Annotated in this window: 25 protein-coding genes and 1 pseudogene; 17 read left to right on the top strand and 9 right to left on the bottom strand. The window is 44.3% G+C overall.

Features of this window, described 5'->3' with window-relative positions; translation table 11 throughout:
• The first annotated feature begins 6 nt into the window (after positions 1-6).
• The 11 genes from L0M13_RS11895 (at position 7) to L0M13_RS11845 (ending at position 12933) form a co-directional block, all read left to right on the top strand.
• Positions 7-1122, top strand: a complete 1116-nt coding sequence (locus L0M13_RS11895) for an N-acetyldiaminopimelate deacetylase (protein WP_235196697.1) — start codon at positions 7-9, stop codon at positions 1120-1122.
• Between the two features lie 101 nt (positions 1123-1223).
• A complete protein-coding gene (locus tag L0M13_RS11890; RefSeq protein ID WP_235196696.1) occupies positions 1224-3578 on the top strand; it encodes a hypothetical protein in 2355 nt (784 codons plus the stop codon).
• Positions 3575-4510 (top strand): ABC transporter ATP-binding protein, encoded by a 936-nt coding sequence (locus L0M13_RS11885; protein WP_235196695.1) that lies wholly within the window; start codon positions 3575-3577, stop codon positions 4508-4510. Before L0M13_RS11890 ends, L0M13_RS11885 begins: the two co-directional genes overlap by 4 nt.
• A complete protein-coding gene (locus tag L0M13_RS11880) occupies positions 4507-5349 on the top strand; it encodes an ABC transporter permease (protein WP_235196694.1) in 843 nt (280 codons plus the stop codon). The genes L0M13_RS11885 and L0M13_RS11880 overlap by 4 nt, the downstream gene beginning before the upstream one ends.
• A 12-nt stretch (positions 5350-5361) precedes the next feature.
• Positions 5362-6756, top strand: a complete 1395-nt coding sequence (locus tag L0M13_RS11875) for a cell envelope integrity TolA family protein (RefSeq protein WP_235196693.1) — start codon at positions 5362-5364, stop codon at positions 6754-6756.
• Positions 6757-6774: 18 nt separating this feature from the next.
• Positions 6775-7767, top strand: coding sequence for an AAA family ATPase (locus L0M13_RS11870; protein ID WP_235196692.1), 993 nt, complete (start codon positions 6775-6777; stop codon positions 7765-7767).
• Complete coding sequence (locus tag L0M13_RS11865; protein WP_235196691.1) at positions 7764-8624, top strand: DUF58 domain-containing protein; 861 nt, start codon at positions 7764-7766, stop codon at positions 8622-8624. Before L0M13_RS11870 ends, L0M13_RS11865 begins: the two co-directional genes overlap by 4 nt.
• Before the next feature lie 12 nt (positions 8625-8636).
• A complete protein-coding gene (locus L0M13_RS11860) occupies positions 8637-9017 on the top strand; it encodes a vWA domain-containing protein (RefSeq protein WP_235196690.1) in 381 nt (126 codons plus the stop codon).
• A complete protein-coding gene (locus L0M13_RS11855) occupies positions 9014-10060 on the top strand; it encodes a hypothetical protein (protein WP_235196689.1) in 1047 nt (348 codons plus the stop codon). The genes L0M13_RS11860 and L0M13_RS11855 overlap by 4 nt, the downstream gene beginning before the upstream one ends.
• Positions 10061-10076: 16 nt before the next feature.
• A complete protein-coding gene (locus tag L0M13_RS11850) occupies positions 10077-10370 on the top strand; it encodes a hypothetical protein (protein ID WP_235196688.1) in 294 nt (97 codons plus the stop codon).
• Positions 10351-12933 carry a vWA domain-containing protein gene (locus tag L0M13_RS11845; RefSeq protein ID WP_235196687.1) on the top strand — a complete coding sequence of 861 codons (2583 nt, stop codon included), beginning with the start codon at positions 10351-10353 and terminating at the stop codon, positions 12931-12933. The genes L0M13_RS11850 and L0M13_RS11845 overlap by 20 nt, the downstream gene beginning before the upstream one ends.
• 280 nt (positions 12934-13213) lie before the next feature.
• Here L0M13_RS11845 and L0M13_RS11840 read toward each other — a convergent pair whose 3' ends face one another.
• From L0M13_RS11840 to L0M13_RS11815, 6 genes are all read right to left on the bottom strand, one after another.
• Positions 13214-14404, bottom strand: a complete 1191-nt coding sequence (locus L0M13_RS11840) for an MFS transporter (RefSeq protein WP_235196686.1) — start codon at positions 14402-14404, stop codon at positions 13214-13216.
• Between the two features lie 108 nt (positions 14405-14512).
• Entirely contained in the window at positions 14513-15589 is a 1077-nt protein-coding gene (locus L0M13_RS11835; RefSeq protein WP_235196685.1) for an ABC transporter substrate-binding protein, read from the bottom strand.
• 1 nt (position 15590) lies between these two features.
• On the bottom strand, positions 15591-16391 hold the full coding sequence (locus L0M13_RS11830; RefSeq protein WP_235196684.1) for an ABC transporter permease: 801 nt from the start codon (positions 16389-16391) through the stop codon (positions 15591-15593).
• Positions 16375-17199: an ABC transporter permease gene (locus L0M13_RS11825; RefSeq protein WP_235196683.1), complete on the bottom strand. Its 825-nt coding sequence runs from the start codon at positions 17197-17199 to the stop codon at positions 16375-16377. Before L0M13_RS11825 ends, L0M13_RS11830 begins: the two co-directional genes overlap by 17 nt.
• The gene (locus tag L0M13_RS11820; protein WP_235196682.1) at positions 17192-18292 is read right to left on the bottom strand and encodes an ABC transporter ATP-binding protein; all 1101 of its coding nucleotides are present in this window, start codon (positions 18290-18292) and stop codon (positions 17192-17194) included. The genes L0M13_RS11825 and L0M13_RS11820 overlap by 8 nt, the downstream gene beginning before the upstream one ends.
• Before the next feature lie 17 nt (positions 18293-18309).
• Entirely contained in the window at positions 18310-18852 is a 543-nt protein-coding gene (locus L0M13_RS11815; RefSeq protein WP_235196680.1) for a helix-turn-helix domain-containing protein, read from the bottom strand.
• Positions 18853-19140: 288 nt separating this feature from the next.
• Between L0M13_RS11815 and L0M13_RS11810 the strand changes: the two genes are divergently transcribed.
• Positions 19141-19443, top strand: coding sequence for a hypothetical protein (locus L0M13_RS11810; RefSeq protein ID WP_235196679.1), 303 nt, complete (start codon positions 19141-19143; stop codon positions 19441-19443).
• Positions 19444-19531: 88 nt separating this feature from the next.
• Entirely contained in the window at positions 19532-20191 is a 660-nt protein-coding gene (locus L0M13_RS11805) for a potassium channel family protein (RefSeq protein WP_235196678.1), read from the top strand.
• A 209-nt stretch (positions 20192-20400) separates the two neighbouring features.
• On the opposite strand, the pseudogene rnjA reads toward L0M13_RS11805, so the two are convergent.
• A pseudogene (rnjA, locus tag L0M13_RS11800) lies at positions 20401-22068 on the bottom strand (ribonuclease J1).
• A 2-nt stretch (positions 22069-22070) separates the two neighbouring features.
• Positions 22071-22283, bottom strand: coding sequence for a DNA-dependent RNA polymerase subunit epsilon (locus L0M13_RS11795; RefSeq protein ID WP_235196677.1), 213 nt, complete (start codon positions 22281-22283; stop codon positions 22071-22073).
• A gap of 284 nt (positions 22284-22567) precedes the next feature.
• On the opposite strand from L0M13_RS11795, the gene L0M13_RS11790 reads away from it, so the two are divergent.
• Positions 22568-23338 (top strand): Cof-type HAD-IIB family hydrolase, encoded by a 771-nt coding sequence (locus L0M13_RS11790; protein WP_235196676.1) that lies wholly within the window; start codon positions 22568-22570, stop codon positions 23336-23338.
• 34 nt (positions 23339-23372) lie between these two features.
• On the opposite strand, the gene def is transcribed toward L0M13_RS11790, so the two are convergent.
• Positions 23373-23939 carry a peptide deformylase gene (def, locus tag L0M13_RS11785; RefSeq protein WP_235196675.1) on the bottom strand — a complete coding sequence of 189 codons (567 nt, stop codon included), beginning with the start codon at positions 23937-23939 and terminating at the stop codon, positions 23373-23375.
• 281 nt (positions 23940-24220) lie between these two features.
• Between def and L0M13_RS11780 the strand changes: the two genes are divergently transcribed.
• The 3 genes from L0M13_RS11780 (at position 24221) to pdhA (ending at position 26280) form a co-directional block, all read left to right on the top strand.
• The gene (locus L0M13_RS11780; RefSeq protein WP_235196674.1) at positions 24221-24520 is read left to right on the top strand and encodes a YkyA family protein; all 300 of its coding nucleotides are present in this window, start codon (positions 24221-24223) and stop codon (positions 24518-24520) included.
• A 34-nt stretch (positions 24521-24554) separates the two neighbouring features.
• Positions 24555-24866, top strand: coding sequence for a YkyA family protein (locus L0M13_RS11775; RefSeq protein ID WP_235196673.1), 312 nt, complete (start codon positions 24555-24557; stop codon positions 24864-24866).
• A 301-nt stretch (positions 24867-25167) separates the two neighbouring features.
• On the top strand, positions 25168-26280 hold the full coding sequence (pdhA, locus tag L0M13_RS11770) for a pyruvate dehydrogenase (acetyl-transferring) E1 component subunit alpha (RefSeq protein WP_052651046.1): 1113 nt from the start codon (positions 25168-25170) through the stop codon (positions 26278-26280).

Here is a 26280-nt window from a genome sequence, read left to right as displayed (position 1 = left end):
TACCAGATGGATTTAGTGAAAATCAGAAGAGAATTACATCAAATTCCGGAAATTGGATTCCAGGAAGTGAAGACCCAGTCGTATTTAAAGGAAATCATTTCAACTTTTCCGCAAGAGCGTCTGGAAATCATCCAATGGAAAACGGGCCTTGCCGTTAAAATTCGCGGCTTGAATCCAACAAAGCTCATTGGCTGGCGTACCGACATTGACGGTCTTCCGATACAAGAAGAAACAGGCCTTGACTTTAAATCCACTCACCCTGGATTTATGCATGCCTGCGGCCACGATATCCACATGGCAAATGCGATCGGGCTTCTTGAGAAGCTGATTCAAGACCCGATTGCTGAAGATGCCGTGATTTTATTTCAACCTGCAGAAGAAGGGCCTGGGGGCGCTTTGCCTTTCCGAGAATGGCTAAAAAACGAACAGCCTTCGTTTTTGCCGGATCAAATCTATGCTTTGCATATTGCTCCTGAATTACCGGTCGGAACGATAGCGACAAAACCCGGCCTTCTATTCGCCAATACATCTGAATTGTTTATAGACTTGCACGGCAAAGGCGGCCATGCGGCGTTTCCTCATTTAACAGAGGACATGGCCGTTGCTGGAGCCGCTTTGCTGATGCAGCTGCAGACGATTGTCAGCCGCAATGTGAACCCGATGGATTCAGCGGTCCTGACAGTCGGAAAATTCACTGCAGGGACAGTCCAAAATATCATAGCTGAAAACGCTCGGCTTGAAGGAACTATCCGTACCTTGAATTTGCAATCGATGCTGAAAGTAAAACAGCGAGTTGAAGCGATGTGCCGGGCTGTTGAAGAAGGCTATCAGTGCCGAATCTCCATTGACTACGGTTCGAGTTATTTGGAAGTGAACAATGATGAAGTATTGGCTGAAGAGCTTTTGAACTTCGCTGAAAATTTTATAGGCATTCAAGCAAAAAGAAGTGAAGCGGCCATGACCGGTGAAGACTTTGGCTATTTTACAGATGAATTGCCGGGCGTCATGTTTTGGGCAGGAGTGGATTCAGCGTTTGGGCTGCATCATTCCAGATTAAATCCAAATGAATCGGTGCTGGAAACTTTGCCGAATTTCATCCATCAATTTTTTAAACAACTTTAAAAGTGGCCGGCATGCAGCTGGCCACTTTTTTTCTATGTAGATGGAACTAAATCCGTTTAACAGCGTACTACTTAGTAGAGAGAATAAATAGGGGGGTCCATATGTTCAAGCGATGGCTGGCAATCAGTGCAAGCGTATTCATGTTATTAATTATTATCCTGCCTCAGACTGCTTTGGCAGCCGCAGAAATTTCCGTTGATGCTGAAGCGGGATTTGCCAATAAAGTGAAGTATGAAAGCGGAGTGCCCATTCAATTTACACTGGTAAACAATGGGGATGACTTTTCAGGAGATTTGGTTTTAGGCTACAGTGAAACTTACAGCCTTGGCGCAGGAATTTCCGTGCCGGTTGATTTGGCAAAAGGAGAAACAAAAACAATCCAAGTCGCAGTGCCGGGATTGTCCGATATGATGTCGATGGGAAACTCTTCTCGCAACATTTTTCTATATGAAGGAGGATGGGAAGAAGGAAAGCAAATAGAAATTAAAGGAGATAAAAATTTGTCTCCATCTTTTTTCTCTCCTTCTTCACTGTTCATTGCAACTTTAACGGAAAACTCAGATCGGCTTTTGCAATTGAATAAAGTTGTACCGACTGGAAGCGACTTGACACAAGTCTTCCATTTAAATCAATTGAATCAATTTTCGTTGCCAACAGAAGCGATTGCTTGGGGGACCATTGATCATTTACTGATCGATGAATTTTCATTCAGTGATCTGCCTGAAGCTAATCGGCAAGCGATCTTGCAGTGGGTCCAACAAGGCGGAAGTTTAATTGTCGGTTCTACAGAGAATATTGAGGCGGCGATGGGCGAACTCGCCAAGGAATTGCCATTGAACATAGGAAAGCAAGTTCAAATGGCAGTTCCGCTACTTGAAAAAGAGGTTCCAGTTTTCGAAGCTGCGTTGAACGAAGGAGCCGAAGCCTTATTAACTCAAGGCTCAGCTGTTTTAGCAGCACGAAAGCAAATAGGGGCTGGCTCTATTACCCAAACCGCTTTTTCGCTTGGCGACAGCCAGATCAGCTCCCAAGAAGGATTTGCAGAAATGATGAAAGGCCTGTTGCCGCTGTCTATCAGCAATCAGCAATATAACCAGGGCCAATCGACTTTGGAATACATGTCCTATGAAGTGGGCAATGTGAATGAGCTGTTTGAAAGCTTTGCCGTTTCAAAATTTTGGACAATCGCAATCGTTTTTTTCTATATCATTTTAATTATTCCAGTGCTGTATATCGTTTTGAAGAAACGGGATAAACGTGAACTTGCATGGGTGATTATTCCGGCAGTGGCAGTGCTTACGTCAATCGGCTTGTTTGCTGTAGGTGCAAAAGACCGAATTGCGAGTCCGCAAATCCAGCAGACCGGATTTTTTAAAGTTGATCAGGATGGTGGATTAAACGGCTATTATATGAATACACTCCTATCAAATCGAGGAGGCAATTATCAATTTACAGCTCCTTCTTCAACTTCAATGACGAGTTTGTTGAACTCGCAGTTTTCAGAAGGGTCGCCTCAAGATGCGGCTATTTTGGAACATCAAGCTGCAAGCAACCAACTGACTATGCGGAATATGCGCTATTGGTCAGTAGGGTCGATTTTAGGCCAATCGTATATTGAAAATACAGGGGATTTTGATGTTCAACTGAAAGTGGAAAATAAGCGATTGTCAGGAACGATCAAAAATAATTTCCCGTTTGCGATCGAAGATGTTTCCATTTGGACAGGAACCCGGATCATGTCTTTGGGCAATTTAAGCCCGGGGGAAAAACTGACCGTAAATGAAAAAGTCCAATCCGATATTTTGGCATCTATTTCGCCGATTTCCACGAATTATTCTTATCAACAGATTCAAGATAAAAAGGAATTGGAAACCGCCAGAAAACAAACGATCTTATCCGCTTCGTATAACCAAATGGAAGCAGATAACAGTTCGCCATATGTGATTGCCTATACGAAAGATGCGATTGTTCCGGTCTCGCTTAAAGATCAGCGGGCATCGGTTTCAGCCATGAACTTGGTTGCACAACCTTTCAATCCCGAAACGACTTTGACTGGAGAAATTGATCTGCAAGTAGAAGCCCTGACCTTAAAAGTGGCGGCGGCGAATCAGTCGACTTATTTTGAGAATGTTGCTCCGGATCCTTATCTTTACTATATAGATGGCGGCCAAGTTGAAATGACTTACCAGACGCCGAAAGCTTTGAGCTTGGATAAAACAGAGTGGAGTGCACTGGAGATTTCAAGAGGCGATACAAAGGGAGAAGTGGCCATTCGCAATATTTCTACCGACAAACTTGAAAAAATTGAAGAAAACCGAGCAGCCATTACAGAAAATATAACGGATTACATTTCAAAAGACGGCATAGTCAGCTTTGTTGTCGATGCCAATACCGACAGCAATTCGCCTGAAATCATGCTGCCGAAAATCAAGCTGAAAGGGGTGGTTGCTCCGTGATTGAAATCGTCGGATTGACAAAGAAATATGGCTCTTTCTATGCGCTGCAAGATTTAAATTTAACGATAGAAGAAGGCACAGTCTTTGGCTTTGTAGGAGCCAACGGAGCAGGGAAATCCACCACATTTTCCATCTTGGCAACTTTGCTGCAGCCGACTGCCGGTGATGCCTTCATCAATGGAATGAGTGTTACTAAAAATGCGCATGAGGTGCGGAAACAGATTGGCTATATGCCGGATTTCTTCGGCGTATACGATCAATTGAAGGCTAATGAGTATTTGGACTTTTACGGGGCAAGCTACGGGATAGCACCTAAAGAGCGTGAAGTTCTGATTCCCAAGCTATTGGAGCTCGTCAATTTGTCGCATAAACGATATGATTATGTTGATTTATTGTCCCGCGGGATGAAGCAGCGGCTGTGTCTGGCACGAGCCTTAATCCACGATCCGAAAATTCTTATTCTGGATGAGCCGGCATCTGGACTTGATCCACGGGCACGCGTGGAAATGCGGGATATTTTGAAGGAATTGAAATCGATGGGCAAAACCATCCTGATTTCTTCCCACATTTTGCCGGAACTTGCCGAAATGTGCGACAGCATTGGAGTCATTGATTCAGGGCAATTAATCGCTCAAGGTTCTGTGCATGAAATCCAAGCGCATCTTCAAAGTGAAAAAGTATTAAAAGTTAAACTAGCCGGGCCGACACAAGAAGCGATGGCTTTCTTTGAAAACGACCCACTTGTTTCAAAATTGATTGAGAAGCCGGAAAAACAATCGATTGAATTCTTATATCGGGGAACAGAAGAAGACCAAATCCGTTTACTGCGGCAAGCTATGGAGCAATCCCTTCAAATTTTATCATTTGCCGAAGAAGAGACAGATCTGGAAGATGTCTTTATGGCCATTACGAAAGGAGTGGAAGTTAAGTGAAAACACTCCTCGCAAATCCCGTACTCATAAAAGAAGTAAAGTTGCGTTTTCGCAGTATGAAGAGCTTTACAGGCATTCTCTTCTATTTGATGGCGATGAGTATATTTGTTTTCGGATTCATCTTTTTAACGACTTCTTTGTCCGGAAGCGGATTTTTCCGACCGGATGAGAGTTTCTTGTTATTTAGCATGATGACCTATATCCAGCTAGGCTTGATCCTTTTCATCACTCCCGGTTTAACGGCAGGGACAATCAGTACGGAAAGAGAAAAGCAGACCTTGAATATTTTGCTGACGACTGCGCAGACATCTTTCCAAATCATCTTTGGAAAAATGACTTCATCCATCGCATTTCTGCTGTTGATGATCGTATCGGGTCTGCCTATCTACAGTTTGGTATTTTTATATGGTGGAGTTGATCCGCTTCAGATTGTTGTCATTTTTCTTTTCTATTTCTTGACGTTATTGGCCATCGGAAGCATAGGTGTCATGTATTCAACCTTAATTCGAAAGACGATCGTGTCGATGATCGTCACGTACGGAACGATGATTTTCTTAGCTGTCGTGACAGCGTTTTTCCTGCTGCTGTCCGTTCAAATTTCAACGCTTGGAACAACCGCGCCTAGCTTTTCGCCATTTTCCTATTTCTGGGCAAGCATTAACCCGGCTATCGTGATGCTTACTTTATTGCAGCCCGGATTTGCCCAGGAAATCCAAACGATGACGGTAATTGAACTGCCGCTTTGGGTCGGTTATTTGGTATTTTACAGTTTGCTGACAGCGGGCGCGATTTGGCTGTCGGTCAAACGTTTGCGCGTCAATATGAATAAATACAAATAAGGAGGGATACGCATGAACAACCGGGAATTGGTCCGCTATGTAAAAAAAACAGCCATGCGATTGAAGCTTGTTCACATGACCCGAGCTTTACAAATTGCAGTTTTCTTAGGACTCCTATCTGCACTTTTGCTTGTGGTCATCTCCCGGTTGTTCGTCCTTCCTTATTATGAATTTTATGCATATGCCGCCGGGTCCATCTTTTTACTGGTCGGCCTGCTTTTTTCTTATAAGAACATGCCGAACATCGGCCAAGCGGTAGAACAGTTGGATCGGTTTACTCCCCATAATCTTCTGTTGACATCTTGGAAGATCAAGGAACAGAACGAGCTGACAGAAGCATTGACCAAACAGACTGCGGAAGTCATCCCTTTTAGCTATCAATTGTTTAGAAAAGAACCGCAGAAATGGTTTCTTGGGAAATGGTTGAGTGCTTCATTAATCACAGGAGCATTGCTGATGCTGCTGTTTTTGTTTCCGAGTACGCTGCAGGAACAAGCAAAAGATATTGAAAAGGAACAAGAAGTGATAGAAGAAGTAAAAGAAAAAATTACTGATCTGAAAAAAGAGGCAAAAACAGAAGTCGTTAAAGAGGAATTGCAGGAAGTTCTGAAAAAAGTGGAAGAAAGCGAAACAGCTGAAGAAGCGTTGAAAGAAGTGGTCAAGAAGCAAAAAGAAATGGCTCAGCAACAGCAATTGCCAGCAGAAGGGGAAGCTGCAGAACAGGAAAAAGCAGATCTTGAAAATGCAGCAAAACAGCTTGCTGAACAAGCGGGAGAAACACAGACAGCTTTGAGCAATATGGGGAAACCGGTAAGTTTTCCGCTTCAACAGACCATTGCCGGGGCCGCAAACCCGGAAGCTTCCAAAAGTGACGGGGCAGCATCTGAAGGCGCTGAAGATTCTTCAGAATCTGGAAGTGAATCCGGTGAAGGGAGCAGCGGCACCCCCAATACTGAATCCGAAAGCGAAGGCGATGGCCAGAATCAGCAACAAAGTCAAGGGCAGGGCCAAGGCCAAGGGCAGGGCCAAGGCCAAGGACAAGGTCAAGGCCAAGGCCAAGGCCAGGGCCAGGGACAAGGACAAGGACAAGGTCAAGGCCAGGGGCAAGGCCAAGGACAACAAGGCTCAGGCTTTGGAACGGGTCAAGGAAGCCGTGAACTCCTAACAGTTCCTTCTAGAATAGGTGGAGAAAGTGAGACAACTGTCGATCAAGGAGAACTTGGCGACGGTGAAGCGGCAGAAGAACAGGAGGGGGTTGTCCCGGCTACGAAAGGGACAGTCCGTCCTTATTCTGAAGTGGTGGGCGAATATAGCGATTCCTATTTTACAAGCGCCGATCGTTTGGCATTGCCGCCAGACTTGCAAAAAGTCGTTGAGCAGTATTTTTCAACAGTTGAATCCGATTAAGAGAAAGCAGGGGACTATATGGCGTATTCACCAGATGATTTTAAGGAAATGAGCAACAAACTGCAAGAGGTCAGAGAGGAAATCGGCAAATTTATCGTTGGACAAGAACAAGCGGTGGAGTTTTCCTTGTATGCTATTTTAGCGGATGGCCATGCATTGCTTGAAGGTTTGCCGGGGCTCGGCAAGACGATGTTAATCCGTACCATTTCAGATGTGATGGATTTGAGTTTTTCCCGTATCCAATTCACGCCGGATTTGATGCCATCTGATATTACCGGTACCAGCCTGATCGAACGGGATGCTGAAGGCAGGCAGCAATTCACTTTCAGAGAAGGCCCGATTTTCCATCAGATGGTATTAGCCGATGAAATTAACCGGGCTACGCCGAAGACACAAAGTGCCTTGCTTGAAGCGATGGGAGAAAAAACGGTGACGATATTAGGCGATACGAAAAAAATGGCGCGGCCGTTTTTCGTATTAGCGACCCAAAATCCGATCGAAATGGAAGGGACTTATCCGTTGCCGGAAGCACAGATGGACCGGTTCCTATGCAAGATTCTTGTATCTTACCCGAATCGTGAAGAGTTGGCGGAAATTAGCCGAAGAACAACTGGAGCTGAAACGGTTTCCCTCGTTAAGAAAATGGATACAGCTTCTTTAATCGAAGCGCAGCAAATGGTGAAAGAAGTATTGATTGCGGAAGATATTCTCATGGTGGCGGTCGATATCATTCAGCATTCAAATCCGGAGTACACGCAGTTTGATGAAATCAAACAATTTGTCCAATATGGCAGCGGTCCAAGGGGACTTCAAAGCTTAATCAAACTTGCGAAGGCCCGAGCGCTATCAGAAGGGCGTTTTCATGTCTCGATTGGCGACTTGAAATATGTAGCCCAACCCGTATTAAGGCACCGGATTTTGTTGAATTATGAAGGAGAAGCGGCTGAAAAAACAATTGACGATCTTATCGGAATGATTTTGGAAACCGCAGGAAGAGGCGTATTGAAATGAGTGGGCTGCAATTGCCCGGCGATTGGATAAAGCGGTTAAGCCGTTATTCCATAGCCACTAAAGCAAAAATCCGAGGACATCATAAAGGATCTCACCGTTCCAGCCGTTTTGGTTCTTCCCTCGATTTTTCGGATTTCCGGGAATATCATCCTGGAGATGATGTTCGCCATATCGATTGGAACGTTTTTGCCCGAACGGAAAAAGTTTATATAAAACGGTATTTGGACGAACAGGAAATGCGGGTCCATGTCTTGCTGGATGATTCAAAATCGATGGAAGAAAAATGGCTCTTCTCGAAGCAATTAGCGTTTTCTTTAGGCGTGATGGTGTTAAGCAAAGATGATCGTTTGAGCATTTCAGCGGGTGGAGCTTCAGCATCGCCTTTTAAGAAAAAAGGAAAGTCGGCCAAAAAGCTTTTTGAACATTTTATGGTGAATCTCCCGGATCCCAAAAGCCGTTCTTTTGCAAAAAATGCGAGTTTTTACAGTGCAAAAGATTCCACGGTTTTATTCGTTATTTCAGACGGCTTGGAAGAACTGGAAGAATGGCAACTATTCTTTAAGCAGGTGCCAAAATATTCCCACGATGTACGCTTTCTCCACTTATCCACAGCTGAAGAAAGGTTTCCTAATTTTGAAGGGGATATACGTCTCATTGATGAAGAAACCGGTACGGATTTAAATGTAACGATGACGCGCCAGGCGATTGAAGCGTATTTAAAACAGCGGGAGCAGCATAATAAGGCGTTGGAAGCTCTGTGTGCAAAACACGGTGTCCATTATATGCCCATCCATATCGAAGACGGCATCCAGCAAGTAATGATTCATCAATTGGCTCGGAAAAAATGGATTGAATAGAGGGGGAGCGGCATGGGAATAGCGAATTGGATTTGGATTTGGACAGCGATCATGCCGGTTGCCGTTATCCTTTATTATTTTTTCCGGAAAAAATACCAAAACAAAAATGTTTCATCTGTTCTTTTTTGGCAAGAAATGATGAAAGAAATTCAAGCTTCACCGTACTTAAAAAAATTGCAGCATCATCTCTTGTTTTATCTACAGTTGGCGGCATTGATCCTATGTGTTTTCGGATTACTTCAACCGTATATCGAGTCGGAGACGGTCCAAGGCAATGAACTGATTTTTATTGTGGACACTTCTGCTACGATGCTTGCCGGTTCGCCCAGCCGCTTCGATCAACAGAAAATCAAAATGTCGGAACTGGTCGACCAAGCGGGGGGAAACCTGTGACCATTATTAAGACCGGCCAGACTCCGGAAATCGCCGTTCGGGAAGAACGGGATCAGCAGACACTTTTAAAAAACATCGAACAGCTGGATATCAGCTACGAAGAGGCTAGGATGGACCAGACGATTTTGTTTGCGGAATCCCTAGTGAAAGATGAATCGACCGTCATCCATATCTTCACGGATGCTTTGGCGCGTGAAGCCTTAGCGGCTAAAACGGATCAGTCTTTTGTCGTCCATGCAAACGAAGATAATTTGGTTAATGCGTCCATCCGGCAATTTGGCTTGTCCCAATCCGACAATGGCTTGCGGGCGATTGTGCAAGTCGTCAATGAAAGCGAAGAAACGATGAAAGGTACAGTAAGCTTATCGGCTGGAGACGTTTCAAAAGAAGCTGAGTTGGAGCTGCCGGCAGGAGAAGATTTATTGGTGCCGTTTGAAGACCTGCCTGTTGAAGATTTATGGACGGCTGAAATAAATGTCGAAGATGACTACAAGGTGGATAACCGGATGCTATCGTTTGTCCAGCAAGAATCTACTGGCGTAGTGATCGATTCGTCGCTTCATTCGTTGTTAGCGAAAGGCTTTGAATCCATCGGCATGGAAGCGGCGACTGCCGACCCAATGCAGCTTGCAGAACGGACGGGATCGATGCTTGCAACCAATCAAACGGAACTGATAGAGTCGGATTCCCCGATTCTTTTAATTGGCAGAAATGATGTTCAAGCAACCGAGGTTTCGGGATTGATTGAAACGGCTGCGCACCCCTTGTTTACTTATGCCGATTTGGAAAATGTATATGTATCAGCGCTTTATCCGGGATTTACAGCTTATGAAACCATTGCAGAAATCGACGGAAAGCCATTTATCCAAATCAGTCCAAAAGGCGATATCGTAATTCTCTCAGATATCCAATCGACAAATTGGCCATTGGATCCATCATTTCCTTTGTTTCTGTGGAGTGCTGCGGATGAATTGTCGGGAAACGAAGCCTTTTTAGGCTATTTTCAGCCAAATGAACATCGGTCCGTCCCGGCTTGCTTCTGAAGCAGGGGAATGGGAATTGTTTAAGGGAGAAGATTATGTAAGCTCCTATCTGGAGGGGGAAGGCCCTTTTATCGCCCCTACAGAGCCAGGTGTTTATGAAGTGAATGGAGACGGCCGATCCATGCAGATGATTGTCCAGTTGAGTTCCGAAGAAAAAATACTATCATCCGGCCCATCTTATGCAATTGGCCAAACTGAAGGGGAAGATGAAACAATCCAATATCCACTGATTCCCTGGGCCATTGCCCTTGTCTTATTATTGCTGCTAGTTGAATGGGAGGTGTACCGCCGTGGAATTGCGATTAGATGAACCTCTCTTTCTTTGGCTGCTTTTACCGGCACTCATTTACTTTGCGTATAGCGGTTTTAAAAACGTTAAACTGGGCAGCCTTTTCTTCCGCCTTGTTTTTGTCCTGCGTGTTGCGGCCGTAGTTTTATTGATTTTCGCTTTAGCCATGCCATCGATTTACCGGCCAGCCGATCAACAGCAAATCATCTATCTCATAGATCGCTCCGCTTCAATGGAAGGATCTCAATCGGCGATTGCGGAATCGATTGAGACAGCCATTGCTGAAAAGAGTGATAGCCAGCATGTCGGTGTCTATACGTTTGCAGAAGATTTTCAGACGCTATTACCGATATCAGCGGAACCACGGGCATTGCCGCTTGATCAAAGCACAATGATGGCGAACCATACAAATATTGCCCAAGCGTTGGAACTCGCTTCCAACAGCGGTGATACGGATTTAGCGACGAGGCTGGTGCTGATTTCCGATGGCAACGAAACAAAAGCTTCGGCTCTCGAAAGTTTGAATAGGCTTCAAAGTGAGCGTGTTCAAATTGATGTCTTGCCGGTTCAGCAAGACAGTTCTCAAGACGCAGCGATTACTGGGTTTGAAACGCCTTCGAAGGCGTTTCTCGGCGAATCGCAGGCATTTTCCCTAACGCTTCAGTCGGACGGCGAGAGGGAAGCGGAACTGGTCCTTTCGAAAAATGATGAAGAATTTGATCGGCATCGTATTCAGTTAGCTGATGGAGAAAATGTGTTTTCCTATCGATACCCTGCTAGTGAAGAAGGATTATTGAAATATGAAGCGAGACTGGAGATTGCAGAAGATCGTTTTCTGGAAAATAACGCCTTGGTGAGTGTCACGGAAGTGGAAGGGAAGCCGGAATTATTAGTCGTGAATGGAACTATTCCAAGTCCAATCCCTGGTTTATTGGATGGTGAAAATATACGGACAACAAATATTGACTCCAACGAACTTCCGGCCAGTCTTTCATCGATCCTGCAGTATGATGGCATCATTTTTGACAACGTTTCTGGAACCTCCGTTGGCGGCCAGCAGATGGATGTCATCGAACAGGCAGTCAAGCAGTTCGGCGTCGGCTTCATGATGGTTGGCGGCGATGAAAGTTATGGACTCGGCGGCTATTTTAAATCGCCGATTGAACGGCTTTTGCCAGTTGAAATGGAAGTCAAGGGAAAGCACGAACTTCCTTCCCTCGGACTCATCATTGTCATGGACCGTTCTGGGAGTATGGCTGGCATGAAAATGGAGTTGGCAAAGGAAGCGGCAGCACGTTCCGTTGAACTTCTCCGGGAAGATGATACGGTTGGTGTGATCGCTTTTGATGATCAGCCGTGGCAAATTGTTGAAACGGAAAAATTGGCAGACCCGAAGGCTGCAGCTGATAAAATTCTATCTGTTACGCCAGGCGGCGGTACAGAAATCTTTCGTTCATTGACTGAAGCTTACGGGCAATTGGAAGGTTTGGAGCTGCAGCGGAAACACATTATTTTATTGACGGACGGACAATCTCCCCCGAGTGATTACACGAGCTTAATCGAAGACGGCAAGGAAGAAAATATTACCTTATCGACGGTTTCAATCGGGCAAGATGCGGACATCGGGTTACTGGAAGATTTGGCTGCCACCGGCAATGGGCGATTTTATGAAGTAGCGGATGCCACAACGATCCCCGCCATTCTTTCTCGGGAAACGATTATGATGTCCCGGACTTATATCGTAGATGAACCGTTTTATCCGATTGTCTATGACAGCCCTTGGAGCGACTTGTTTTCTGATGGCGTGCCGCAAATGAATGCGTATATTGCCACAACTGCGAAACCTGCAGCCTCTGTCGCTTTGGAAAGTGAGGAAGGGGACCCGGTGCTCGCATCGTGGAATTATGGCCTCGGCAAAACGATGGCCTATACTTCCGGAAGCAGTGCATGGAGCGGAGATTTTCAGGCGTGGAAAAATTGGCCGGCGTTTTGGAACCGCTCCGTTTCCGAGCTCTTGCCGTCATATGACGAAATCCCCTTTACAGTGGCAAGGAAGCAACAAGGCGTTTACACGATGGAAGATCCCACTCGGCAATCGGCCATTATTGAAGTGGCCGCTATCGATGAAAAAGGAATGGAAATCCCGCTGCAAAGTGAACCGGTGGCTCCAGGCAAAATGGAAGTAACCTTGGATGCGGATCCGGGGCTGGTTTTCTTCAGCATCCGGAATGAAAACGGGGAAGCGTATAAGACGGGGCTGACAATCCCTTATGGAGAAGAATATCGCCTAAGTGAACCCAACACGGCATTGCTCGCTTCTGTAGCTGAGAGGAGCGGAGGAAGAGTTCTGGAATCTTTGGAAGAGTCGCTCCGGGAAATCCCATACGAAAGCGGGACCAATCAGCCGATCCAGCATTTCTTACTGCTGCTTGCGATGCTGCTGTTTTTCGTAGACATCACAATCCGCAGATTCGGGCTTCGATTGATCCCTTCGTTGAAAAAACCAAAAGCGGCGGTTTCGTCATCACCAGAAGCACCTCCGCAAACCATCGAACAATTAATAAAAGCGAAAAAGAGGGGATGACCTCTTTTTCGCTTTTATGATGTGCTTGCGCTTTTCGATGTCCAGACTCCAGCGCCCAGATTCTCGGGACATAAGCCACTCTGGCTATGCGGCTGAAGAAACGCCGCTTCGCCAGATCGTCTTAAGCCCGTCGAATCTACATGGGCGCTTCCGCTTTTCGGTGTCCAGACTCCAGCAGCTAGCTCCTCGGGTCATAAGCCAGCCCAGCTGTGCGGCAAAGAGCGCCGCTTCGCTGTTGTGTCTTATGCCAGTCGGAGCTGAACAGCCGCTTCCGCTTTTCTTAGCTTCTGCTCGTTGCGAGCAACTGCTGCTTTTTGGCTGACCAGTTGCTTGCAATAAAGAAGCAAGTGATTAAAATGGCTGTTCCGAAAATATACGGGAAGCTCATGTCGATATCGAAAAGAATTCCTGCCATTGCAGGGCCGAACATATTCCCTAAACTCATATAAGCATTGTTCATGCCGGCTGCGAACCCTTGCTCGTTGCCTGCAAGTTTGGAAATCAGCGTATTGATGGCCGGCCGCAGCAGAGAGGCAGCTGTAAAGAAGACAGCAGATACTAAAAGAATGGTCCAGAATGTGTTGACAAATAAGATTCCGATCATCGCCCCTGCAGAAACCAGCAAGTTCACCAGAATAACTTTCATTTCTCCGAAGCGTTTGAATAATTTATTGATGACAAAGGTTTGGACGATGACGCCGACAAACCCGCCGATAGTGATCAGGACTGCAATCTCCTTCGGGGTGAATTGATATTTCTTGTCGACGTACAAAGCGATCGTCGATTGGAAATTGGCTAATCCGAAGGCGAAAATCAGCATTACCAAAAGCATGACGAAATACGGAGTCGTGGTCGAACGTTTTAGTTGCTGAAAGAGGTTCTCAGCTTTAGCTGGTACCGATGGAATGGTCGGCGCTACGTTCGGCAAGGCGAAAAACGAAATTACAGCCGCAATCAAAGCGACAGCTGTAGCCACATAAAATGGAAATTGCAAGCTGACTTCGGCTAAAAATCCGCCAAAACCGGGACCGACCATGAAGCCAAGCGACATGGAGGCTCCAAGCAGGCCCATGCCTTTTCCGCGTTCTTCAAAAGTAGTGATATCGGCAACGAAAGCCATCATCGGGGGAATCAGGAAAGCTGCTCCTAGGCCGCTGAAAAAACGTGCCAAGTACAAAATCCATAAATCTGAAGCTAAGCCGAATACGAGTTGCGAAAGTCCAAAAATGATTAATCCGATAATGATCAGTTTTTTGCGTCCGTATTTATCGGATAACTGTCCGGATAATGGGGAGAAAAGAAATTGGGCGAGGGCGAAAGTGGCGATTAACGTACCAAGTGCTTGTCCAGCGACACCGAACGTGTCCAGGTATTCCGGCATAATCGGTATGATAAGGCCGATGCCGCTCATTGCGATAAACATATTGAACATCAATACATACAACGCGAAATTATTTGATTTTGCGGCCATAGCGTATCCTTCTTTCACTGTCTATATTTCGTGTTCCTAAATTTTATCATAAAGGCACTCAATACCATACCCTTTTGCCCAAAGAAAAAACAGGCAGCTGGCTGCCTGTCAATTTTCCATATCCATTTTGAATTCCAAAAATAATTCATTGTAGATGCCGAGCATTTCTAGACCTAAGTTTTCATATACTTCTAAGCGTTCCCGCAGTTCTTCAGGAGGATAAAAGCGTTCATCTCCAGTCACTTCGGGATCCATAATTTCAATGGCTGCTTGGTTTGGCGTTGAATAACCGACATAATCTGCATTTTGAGCCGCAACTTCTGCATCGAGCATAAAGTTGATGAACGCATGGGCGCCTTCTACATTGCTTGAAGTTTTCGGAATAACCATATTGTCAAACCACAAGTTCGACCCTTCTTCTGGCACCGAGTAATCGATGTTTTCATTGATCCACATCATATCTGCCGCTTGTCCGGACCACGTCAAAGCAACAGCCGCTTCTTCGCGGCGCATCATTTCGACGATTTCATCCCCGATAATGGCTTTAGTATTCGGGCCGAGCGTCTTCAATTTGTCGGTAGCTTCCCGGAGCTCCGAGACATCTGTAGAGTTCAATGAATAGCCCAGGCTGTTCAAGCCCATTCCGATGACTTCACGTGCACTGTCCACCAGAATGACTTCCTGTTTTAATGTGGGATCCCATAGGTCGTCCCAGCTTTCGAACGTTTGCCCTTCCAGTAAAGTCGGATTGTATGCAATTCCGACGGTTCCCCAGAAATAAGGGATGGAATATTCATTGCCTGGATCGAAAGGGAGGTCCAGGAAGTAAGGATCGATATTAGTGAGGTTCGGAATTTTCTCCGAATCGATCGGGATCAATAAATCATTTTCCTTCATTTTTTCGATGGCGTATTCTGAAGGCATGGCGACATCATAAGATGTACCGCCTTGTTCGATTTTTGTCATCATCGCTTCGTTTGAATCGAATGTTTCATACACGACATTGATATTGGTTTCGTCTTCAAATTGCTGGACGAGTTCCGGATCAATGTATTCGCCCCAGTTGTAGACGGTGATCGATCCACCGCCAGTCGTCGCAGAACTTTTTTCGAGGACGGATACGCCGTAAAGAAGCAAGGCAGAAGCGACCAGAATTGCAACAGTTGCTTGAATAATGCTTTTCATCTTAATGGCCTCCTGTTCCGATGCTATTCCGTGCCCGTTGGTTAAAGAAATAATAGCCGACCACAAGGCCGAGGGTGACGATGAATATCAGAGCGGAAAGTGCATTGATCGTCAAGGTGATTCCGGCACGCGCCATCGAATAGATTTCAACGGAAAGCGTTGAGAATCCGTTTCCTGTGACAAAGAAGGTAACCGCAAAGTCATCCAATGAATAAGTTAACGCTAAAAAGAATCCGGCGAAAATCCCCGGCTTGATGTAAGGGATGATTACCCGTGTCAAAATATCGCGTTTAGAAGCACCCAGATCCGCTGCAGCGTCAATTAACGTGCTGCTCATTTCCTGCAGTTTAGGCAAGACCATGATGACGACGATTGGAATGCTGAAAGCGATATGGGAAATCAGTACGGAAGCGAAACCGAGCTTAACTCCGATCATCGTAAATAGGATTAAGAACGATGCACCGATAATGACATCCGGGCTGACAATCAAAATGTTGTTCAGTGAAAGCACCGCATTGCGCATTTTCCGGTTTCGCAAAAACACGATCCCGATTGCGCCAAGAACACCGATCGCTGTGGAAATCAGAGACGACAGCAAGGCGACAATGACCGTATTCATCAAAATGATGAGCAGCCGCGTGTCGTTGAATACTGCTGCATAATGTTCCAGCGTAAATCCATCAAAACTCGACATCGTACCGCCGCTATTGAATGAGTAAAAGATCAAGTAAAAAATTGGTGCATATAAGATAAAGAAGACAACTGCCAAATAGACTTTTGCTTTTTTACTTAGTTTTCCCATTTGCAGAGCCTCCTTTTTCCCGCTGTCCGGTCAGCATCATAATGATGATCATGAAGAGTATCAAGAACACAGCGATCGTTGAACCCATGCCCCAGTTTTGCGTTACGAGGAATTGCTGTTCAATGGCTGTACCAAGTGTAATGACTTTATTTCCGGCGATTAAACGCGTAATGACGAATAGCGACAGGGCAGGGATGAAGACAGCTTGGACACCGGATTTAACCCCGTTGATCGTCAATGGGAAAATCACTTTTCTGAATGTCATCCATGAAGAGGCGCCAAGGTCGCGCGAAGCATCCATCAAAGCCGGATTCAATTTATCCAAGGAATTGAAAATCGGCAAAATCATGAACGGAATAAAAATATAAACCGATACAAAAATAAAACTGAAATCCGTGAACAGGATTTGCTGTTCGCCTAAGCCGATGGCAGCCAAAAATTTATTGGCCGGACCGTACAAACCGAATATCCCGATGAAGGCATAAGTTTTCAACAGCAAATTGATCCAAGAAGGGATGATGATCAACAATAGCCACAATTGTTTATGCTTCGTTTTCGTCAGCCAATAAGCTGTCGGGTATGCGATCAGGATCGAAAAGAACGTGACCAGGAAGGCATACCAGAATGAGCTCAGTGTCAAACGCAAATACACGGATGAAAAGAAGTTCTGATAGTTCTCGAGCGTCAAATTCCCTTGCAGGTCGAAGAAGGAATAATAGACGACCAATGCAATCGGCGCAATAACAAACAGCGCAATCCAAATATAATACGGGATTAGATAAAAACTGCGTGCTCCTTTACTATTCATCGGCTTCAACTCCGTATGATTCGAGACGTGCATCAAATGCTTCTTCGGATTCGTTCAAACGCATAACGTGGATTGCTTCTGGATCAAAATCCAGGCCGATCAGTGAACCGACTTCCGCTTTTTTCGTGGAATGGACGAGCCATTCATTGCCAACTTCATCGATTGTGGAAATTTCGAAATGGACGCCTCGGAATAATTGGGTGTCGACTGTGACGGCCATTTTCCCGTTTTCTACAGCTGTGATTTCAAGATCTTCCGGACGGATGACGATTTCTACTTGTTCGTTTGGATTCAAGCCTTGGTCGACGCATTCGAATTCTTTATTGGCAAAGCGGACACGGTAATCTTCGATCATTTCACCGGCCACAATATTGGATTCACCGATAAAATCTGCAACAAAGCGGTTAATCGGTTCGTCGTAAATATCCATCGGCGTGCCGCTTTGTTGAATTTCGCCTGCTTTCATAACGAAAATTTCATCGGACATAGCGAGGGCTTCCTCCTGGTCATGTGTAACAAAAATAAACGTTTTGCCAAGGCGCTGTTGAAGTTCGCGAAGTTCATACTGCATTTCAGTCCGCAATTTCAAATCGAGTGCAGATAGCGGTTCATCCAGCAAAATTACTTCGGGGTCATTGACGATCGCTCGCGCAATCGCGACGCGTTGGCGCTGTCCGCCAGACATTTCACTGATTTCCCGGTTTTCATATCCTTTTAAGTTAACGAATTCCAAGGCTTCTTTCACACGGCGTTCAACTTCCGCTTTTTTTAGTTTCTTTATGCGCAGCCCGAAAGCCACATTCTCAAATACATTGAGGTGAGGGAAGAGGGCATAGTCTTGGAAAACCGTATTTACTTGGCGTTCATTGGCGGGAATATTATTAACCTTCTTCCCTTCAATATACACATCGCCTTTAGTCGGCGTAATGAACCCGGCAATCAAACGCAGGATTGTTGTTTTTCCGCAGCCGGATGGGCCGAGAAGTGTATAGAATTTTCCTTTTTCGAGTTCAAAGCTGACATCGTTCAAAACGGGGCCGGCCCCGTCATATATTTGCGAAACATTTTCAAAACGAATAATTGATGTATCCAATAGAAATCCCTCCAAATTTACAAGTATGATTGTGTGGCAACAATGATCATTTCTGATTTTCCAGAATGTGCGTTAATAAGCTGATGATGGTCAGAAGCTTCATAATAAAGGGAATCCCCAGCGCTTGCAAGATACTCATTATCTCCAAGGACCAGGCGAACACGTCCTTCAAGCACATAGATAAACGTCTCAGCTAGGGATGGTTCAAAATGTTTAAATTCACCTTTTTCTTCCAGAGTCAGATAGACAGGTTCCATTTCTTTTTCATTCGAAGTAGTGATGAGCCAATCAATCTCATAACCTGAATCCGTGTCTGTATGGATGGTATGATCGCTTGGTGTAAAAACAACTTTCACTTCTTTATCGGAGTCATCGAAAAATTCTTTCGGCGTCGTGCCAAGAACTTCTAATAGCGAAAATAAGGTTTCAATAGAAGGTGAATTCATATCACGTTCTAACTGGGAGATAAACCCTTTGCTCAAATCTGTCCGTTCACCGAGTTCTTCCTGCGTCAATCCATTTTTTAGCCGCAGCCGTTTTATCTTCATTCCGATTTGCACGCAGCTTCACCTCGTTTTATATAGTAATAGTAAACTTTGAATAAATTAAGTTTAGTAAAAATATACTTTAAGTTTACTAACAGCAATTATCATTATACAAAAACCAGTTCGTTTTTTCAAGTATAATAAATACTTTAAAGAAATTTTTCTTAAACATTGCTTTTTACCGCAAAACTTTATTATCATTAAGGAATGGAGTAAAACTTGAAAACCTAAAAAACACTTTTAACTCAGAAAAATGATGATATGATAGTTAAAAGATAACCATGTTTAACCTATCTTTCGGGAGTGATCAATTTGAACGGCAAAATGAATTTTTTCTTGGACCCTAAAAACCGCATTGTCCAAAAATCTTCAATTATGAATTATAAACAGGACGAGCAAGGTCTTTACTTAGTAGCCAATAAGCAATTTATCAATTGGATGGATGTCCATACGTATTGCCATACGTGCTTGTCAGCATTGACTTTCGATGATGAATTCGATGCAAGCTATTGCTCAAGCTGCAATGAATGGCGTGAAGAAAAATGCAGTGATATCCATTGTGAATACTGTGAAAAACGGCCGAAACGGCCATTAGATCCCCGCTGATAAGGCGGGGTTTTTTATTTTTTTTATGGGCTATTTTTTTGTTGGAATATGCTAAACTAATGGCTATAAAAGAATTTGGGGGATGTATATGAAGAAAGAATTTGTAGTCATCGGCCTTGGGCGATTCGGTGGAAGCATCGTACGTGAGCTGATTGAACAAGATGCAGACGTAATGGCAATAGATAAAGATACTGAACGTGTCGATGAATTTGCGACCATTGCTACTCAAGCGGTCGTTGCAGATACAACAGATGAAGCGGTTTTGAAGTCCTTAGGCATCCGCAATTTTGAACATGTCATCGTGGCCATCGGGGAGAATATTCAAGCGAGCATCCTGACGACTTTGATGCTAAAAGAGATTGGGGTCAAAAAAATCACCGTTAAAGCCCAAAATGATTACCACGCTAAAGTATTGAGCAAAATCGGAGCAGATCATGTCGTTCATCCGGAACGGGATATGGGGATTCGAATAGCCCATAATATGTTATCCAATAATGTGTTGGATTACTTAGAGTTATCGGATGAGCATTCAATTGCCGAGATCCAAGCCAATGAAAAGCTCGCAGGGCGAACGTTGATCGGTTTGGACATACGCGCAAAATACGGCATTAATATCGTCGCCATTAAAAGAGAGGGCCAAATCTTAGTATCGCCGCAGGCCGATATGGAAATCGAATTGGCCGACGTATTGATCATCATTGGATCCGATGCGGATATTAACCGGTTCGAGAAAAAAGTACTAAACTAAAAAACTGAAGATAATGAAAAAAACCGTTCGTGTCAGAAATTCCTGATACGAACGGTTTTTTAGTTGATGAGAGTTGAAATTTTTTTCTGATGTCCAGTCTGCAGCACCTAGCTCCTCGAGACGCTTCGGTCTTGCCGATAATGGCAAAGAACGCCATTGCCTTCAAAACCTCCAGCGCTTGTCGGGGCTGAACAGGTGCTTCCGCCTTTCTAGACTTCCATGATGATCGGCAAGATCATTGGGCGGCGTTTTGTTTTTTCGTATAGGTATGGCCCTAACACGTCAGAGATATCGCTTTTCAGCTCCGCCCATTCTGTGTTCTTGCCATGGATCTTTTTGTTCAAATGGCGGTTCAGCATTTGCTGAGCCTCATAAATCATTGTTCCGGATTCACGCATGTAGACAAATCCGCGTGAAATGATGTCCGGACCGGAAACTCATTTTGTTTTTCTTCATATCAACGCTGACTACGACAATGACCAATCCTTCTTCAGACAGCACACGGCGGTCACGAAGAACGATATTGCCGATGTCGCCGATGCCGCTGCCGTCAATGTAGACATCTCCGGAAGGGATGCGTCCTGCAACAGAAGCCTCGTTTTGGCTAAGCGCTAAGACATCGCCATTTTCCATGATAAATGTGTTTTCTTCCGGTACATCGCAATCCACAGCTAATTGTGCGTGGATTTTCTGCATCCGGTATTCACCGTGGATCGGCATAAAGAATTTCGGTTTGATCAAACGAAGCATCAATTTGTTTTCTGGTTGAGAACCATGTCCAGAAGTGTGGACGTTGTTCAACGAACCGTGGATAACATCTGCTCCAGCACGGAACAGCAAATTGATTGTACGGTTTACGCTGCTCGTATTGCCCGGAATCGGAGAAGACGAGAAGACGACCGTGTCATTCGGCTGGATTTGAATTTGGCGGTGTGTGCCGTTTGCAATTCTCGAAAGGGCTGCCATCGGTTCACCTTGAGATCCTGTACAAAGGATGAGTACTTCATTGGCAGGCAGGCGGTTCAATGTTTGAGTATCTACGAAAGCATCCTCAGGGGCATTGATATAGCCAAGTTCCCGTCCAATTGTCATTGCATTGTCCATGCTGCGTCCAAATACCGCGATTTTACGGCCTTGAGCCACTGCTTCATCCGTCACTTGCTGAAGACGGTAAATATTAGATGCGAATGTTGCGAAAATTAGGCGGCCATCCACTTTTCTCATAATGTCTTTGATGGATTCGCCGACTTTGCGTTCTGACATCGTAAAGTCAGGAACTTCAGCATTTGTACTATCCGAAAGCAGGCATAAAACGCCTTCACTTCCGATTTGAGCCATTTTCAATAAGTTGGCGGGTTCGCCTACTGGTGTAAAGTCGAATTTGAAATCCCCAGTATGGACGATATTGCCTGGAGGCGTTTTGACCACTACTCCGAAAGCATCTGGTATACTGTGGGTCGTACGGAAGAAACTTACCGAAGTTTTACGGAATTTAATGACATCTTCCTCTTCGATTTCAATCATTTTAGTTTGACGAAGCAAACCGTGTTCTTCTAACTTCTTGCGCAGCAAGCCTAAAGCAAGTTTGCCGCCGTAGACGGGAATGTTGATCTTTTTCAAGAGGTAAGGGATTCCGCCGATATGGTCTTCGTGTCCGTGAGTTACGAACAAGCCTTTGATTTTATCTGCGTTTTTAACGAGATAAGTATAATCCGGAATTACATAATCGATTCCGAGCAAATCGTCTTCCGGAAATTTGATGCCGCGTCAATCAGGATGATTTCATCCTGGAACTGGACACCGTACGTATTTTTGCCGATTTCGCCTAGTCCGCCGAGTGCGAATACAGCTGTTTGATCATTCTTAACAAATTTCATAATTAGTCCAAACTCTCAACTTCGAAATTTTCGCCGGCTTGTTCGTATTCCAAATGGCTTCCTTCAAGCAGCTGAATATATTCAATGTTGTAGTTGCGGTCTTTCAGGTGGAATCTTACTTCTCGCTCGGATGATGCTTCTACATAGAGGCTCTTAGTGTTTTCGCGAACTGGTACCTCTGCACGGTTTTCTTGATACAATACTTTAAAAATCATAATTTGCTCTCCTTTTGCACGTTCAATTAAATTCACTTTCTTTATATTATCATGACCGTGTTTTAAAATAAAGAATAGCCCTCCTTATTTATTAAGAAGGGCTAAACCGATTATGCAATTTTCTTTTTGTTCATAATGCCGTTTAGCTGTCTGAGAAGTCTTCTTTTCATACGTTTCAGTTTCAGCATGGCTATCTCACTCCTTAGGTGCATTATACTGTATTTTCAGACAAATGTAAAGAATGAGTGCTGTTTTACGATAAAAATTTGATAGGAGAATGATGTATGGGTAAATTATTATTATTAGATATCGATGGAACTTTGATGAATTCGAAAAAAGAAATTCCGGAAAGTGCAAAAGCAGCGCTTCTTCAGGCGAAGGAAAATGGCCATGATTTAGCTATCGCTACCGGGCGCGCACCTTTTATGATTAAAAAAGTTTTGCAGGAAACAGGAATCCGTACATATATTACTTTCAATGGGCAATACATTGTCCATGAAGATGAGTGCATTCACCGCGAGGCATTGGACACGGGCATTTTGTCTTCAATTGTGGAATTTGCAGAAAAGCGTGCGCATCCGATTGTTTTCATGAATGAGAAGAAAATGGTTTCATCGATTGATTACCATCCGGATATCGATGAAAGCATCAAAACCTTAAAATTTCCGCATCCTGAAATGGTGGAAGATTTTCATAAAGACAATGAAATTTACCAGGCATTGGTGTTTTGCGAGGAAGATGAAGAGCAGCAATACCATGATTCATTTAAAGAAATGCAATTTGTCCGCTGGCACCGGGTTTCCTGCGATATTTTGCCAAAAGGCGGAACGAAAGCGAGCGGCATTGAACATTTAATCCGCGCCACTGGCCATACGATCGAAGATACGATTGCTTTTGGCGACGGATTGAATGATTTGCAGATGATGGAGAAGGCGGGCGTCAGCGTGGCGATGGCTAATGGCCATGAAGAAACGAAAAAACGCGCGACTTATGTAACGGACCACGTAGATGAAGACGGCCTTGCAAATGCATTCAAACATTTGAAGCTGATTTAAATAGAATAGCGGCAAAATAAAAAAGAGGCTCGGATTATTCATCCGAGTCTCTTCCTATTGGCATGGCGTTTTCAATTTCGGCAAATGGATTTTTAGGATTGATGTGATCAAAGAACATAACTCCGTTCAAATGATCGAGCTCATGCTGGAATGCAATAGCCGGCAAACCTTTTAAACGCATTTTGTATTCTTCGCCTTCTATATTAAAAGCTTTGATGGTAATGCGTGCATATCGGGGAACGTATCCTGGAATAGCGCGGTCTACCGACAAGCAGCCTTCGCCAGCGGTTAAATAGGCTTTTTCCACCGAATGGCTGACGATTTTCGGATTGATGGCAATTAAACTCAGGTTTTCGCCGCTTGTTTCATCAAAGTGAAGTGCAAAAATCCGTTTAGCTTTATTGACTTGTGGAGCTGCAATCCCGACACCGGGGCGCAAATCGTATTTTTCGATCAATTCATCATCTTGGCTGTTAATTACATATTGCAAAAGGTCCTCAGCAAGTTTGCGGTCCTCTTCCGCAAGAGGGAAGCTTACTTCCTCTGAACGTTGGCGGAGTGTAGGATGCCCTTCGCGAATTATATCTTTCATGAGTATCAAGTGTATTCATCCTTTCGTACTGACACATTACACTTTAGTATAACGCACGAAAGGGACACCCGGAAAGAAAAATGCAATTCTAACAGTCAGATTAATTTTCATGCTTTATCAACATAGGGAGCGATTTCTAAAAAAGCACTCGTATGCTTATTCCTTTAGCTGAGAGCGTTTCATTAACGTAAAGCATCTTCTGTTAAATAGCGTTTAGTGGAAACAGGTGGGCGCTTGCGCTTTTGTGCGGTGAATATTATAGTTAATTTATGTAATAAGGAGGTTTTTTTGTGAAAAAGGTTTTTATGGCTACGATTTTCTCGAGTGCTTTATTGCTAAGTGCTTGTTCAGGGCAAAATGCCAGTGAAGAATTGGATAATGTCTTACAGGAAACATTTTCTGCTGAAAAAGAGTACCGGGATACTCAAAGTGAAATGGAAAAACTGGAAAAAGACGAACAACAATTATTCGAGTCCATTATGGGCTTGACTCAAGAACAGCAAGAAGAAGTGAGTGGCCAAGCTGAAGAGGCGATGGAATCGGCTGACCAGCGCTTAGAACTTTTGAAAACTGAAAAACGAATCGATTAAGAATGCCCAAGAAGAATTTAAAGCGATCGATGCTGTGATTGAAGAAACAGATGAAGAATCACTGAAGACCGATTTAACGGAACTGAAAACGAAAATGCAGGAACGTTTTGAAGCGCACTCGGATTTTGCCGCAGCGTATGAAGAACTGACCGGCCTTCAAAAGGAATTGTACGACATGCTCCTAAACGAAGAAACGGAACTTCAATCGTTGCAGGAAAAAGCGATGGAAGTGAATGAAAAAAATACAGCTGTCCAAGAATCTGTCGAAGTTTTCAATGAGCGGACAGAACAGTTTAATGAGATGAAAGACAAAGTCATTGAAGAACTGGAAAAAGAAGAGAAATAAGGCGAAACGTTCAGCTAAATAAAAAGAAGCATGAAAAAGAGCTGCCCGATAGACTGAGGCAGCTCTTTTTCTGTGCTATAAAAGAGGGTGATATCTCTTTCTGTCATATAATACAGTACTTTGGAAAACAGTAGTACAGTTTTTGGAAAAGGATTATTCACTACCATAAAAGAGGCTTGATAACTAACGGTTCTCAATGATTGACCATGCAAATCAAGTAACGTATACTGAAGAAGAATGTGCAATTGTATTACTATATCAGTAAAGAAATCTTAATACAGATAAAAGGAGAGTTGCTTTTATGGCTGCGAAAAAATCACAGCAATTTGATCCAGTGGAAACACTGCATGCAATTGAAGAAAAGTTTGAAATGGTCCAGGTTCTGAACGAAGAAGGCGAAATCGTCAACGAACAGGCAGACCCGAAATTATCCGATGAAGAATTACAGGAATTAATGAGCCGTATGGTTTATACGCGTATTTTGGATCAGCGTTCAATTTCATTGAACCGCCAAGGTCGTCTAGGTTTCTACGCGCCGACTGCTGGACAGGAAGCGTCTCAATTAGCGTCTCATTTTGCGCTTAAAAAAGAAGATTTCATCTTGCCGGGCTATCGTGATGTTCCGCAACTAATCTGGCACGGCTGGCCGTTGCACCAAGCATTCTTGTTCTCGCGTGGACATTTCATGGGGAACCAAATGCCTGAAGGCTTGAACATCTTGCCGCCGCAAATCATTATCGGCGCACAATATATCCAAGCTGCTGGTGTGGCATTAGGTATGCAAAAACGCAAAAAAGAAGCAGTTGCTGTTACTTATACAGGAGACGGCGGTTCTTCACAAGGTGACTTCTATGAAGGCATTAACTTTGCCGGTTCATTCCGTGCACCTGCCATCTTCTTTGTACAAAATAACCAATATGCAATTTCTACACCGCGTGAATTGCAGACTTCTGCGAAAACAATTGCACAAAAAGCAGTAGCTGCCGGAATCCCAGGCGTTCTAGTTGACGGCATGGATCCATTAGCGGTTTATTCAGTAACGCGTGATGCACGTGAACGCGCAATTCGTGGCGAAGGTCCGACATTGATCGAAACACTTTGCTACCGCTACGGCCCGCATACAATGGCTGGTGATGATCCGACTCGCTACCGTACTTCTGACACAGACAGCGAATGGGAAAAGAAAGATCCGCTTATCCGCTTCCGTAAATATTTAGAAGCGAAAGGCATTTGGAATGAAGAAAAAGAAAACGAAGTAATTGAAAAAGCAAAAGAAGAAATTAAAGCGGCTGTCAAAAAAGCCGATAGTGCTCCGAAACAAACGGTTACTAACCTTTTGGAAATCATGTACGAAGAGGTTCCATTCAACGTTCAAGAGCAACTTGATATCTACAAAGCAAAGGAGTCGAAGTAA

This window comes from Planococcus sp. 107-1 (assembly GCF_021513255.1).
Lineage (GTDB): Bacteria > Bacillota > Bacilli > Bacillales_A > Planococcaceae > Planococcus.
The sequence above is the reverse complement of the archived record's forward strand: the minus strand, read 5'-3'. Positions and strand labels throughout refer to the sequence as shown.

Bases quoted from the DNA above. Each gene is read 5' to 3' on its own strand.
- L0M13_RS11865 (WP_235196691.1), top strand. From the start codon at position 7,764: ATGAGTGGGCTGCAATTGCCCGGCGATTGGATAAAGCGGTTAAGCCGT.
- L0M13_RS11830 (WP_235196684.1), bottom strand. From the start codon at position 16,391: ATGGGAAAACTAAGTAAAAAAGCAAAAGTCTATTTGGCAGTTGTCTTC.
- L0M13_RS11875 (WP_235196693.1), top strand. From the start codon at position 5,362: ATGAACAACCGGGAATTGGTCCGCTATGTAAAAAAAACAGCCATGCGA.
- L0M13_RS11890 (WP_235196696.1), top strand. From the start codon at position 1,224: ATGTTCAAGCGATGGCTGGCAATCAGTGCAAGCGTATTCATGTTATTA.
- L0M13_RS11825 (WP_235196683.1), bottom strand. From the start codon at position 17,199: ATGAATAGTAAAGGAGCACGCAGTTTTTATCTAATCCCGTATTATATT.
- L0M13_RS11805 (WP_235196678.1), top strand. From the start codon at position 19,532: ATGAAGAAAGAATTTGTAGTCATCGGCCTTGGGCGATTCGGTGGAAGC.
- L0M13_RS11870 (WP_235196692.1), top strand. From the start codon at position 6,775: ATGGCGTATTCACCAGATGATTTTAAGGAAATGAGCAACAAACTGCAA.
- L0M13_RS11840 (WP_235196686.1), bottom strand. From the start codon at position 14,404: ATGGCCGCAAAATCAAATAATTTCGCGTTGTATGTATTGATGTTCAAT.
- L0M13_RS11790 (WP_235196676.1), top strand. From the start codon at position 22,568: ATGGGTAAATTATTATTATTAGATATCGATGGAACTTTGATGAATTCG.
- pdhA (WP_052651046.1), top strand. From the start codon at position 25,168: ATGGCTGCGAAAAAATCACAGCAATTTGATCCAGTGGAAACACTGCAT.
- L0M13_RS11860 (WP_235196690.1), top strand. From the start codon at position 8,637: ATGGGAATAGCGAATTGGATTTGGATTTGGACAGCGATCATGCCGGTT.
- L0M13_RS11895 (WP_235196697.1), top strand. From the start codon at position 7: ATGGATTTAGTGAAAATCAGAAGAGAATTACATCAAATTCCGGAAATT.
- L0M13_RS11795 (WP_235196677.1), bottom strand. From the start codon at position 22,283: ATGATTTTTAAAGTATTGTATCAAGAAAACCGTGCAGAGGTACCAGTT.
- L0M13_RS11835 (WP_235196685.1), bottom strand. From the start codon at position 15,589: ATGAAAAGCATTATTCAAGCAACTGTTGCAATTCTGGTCGCTTCTGCC.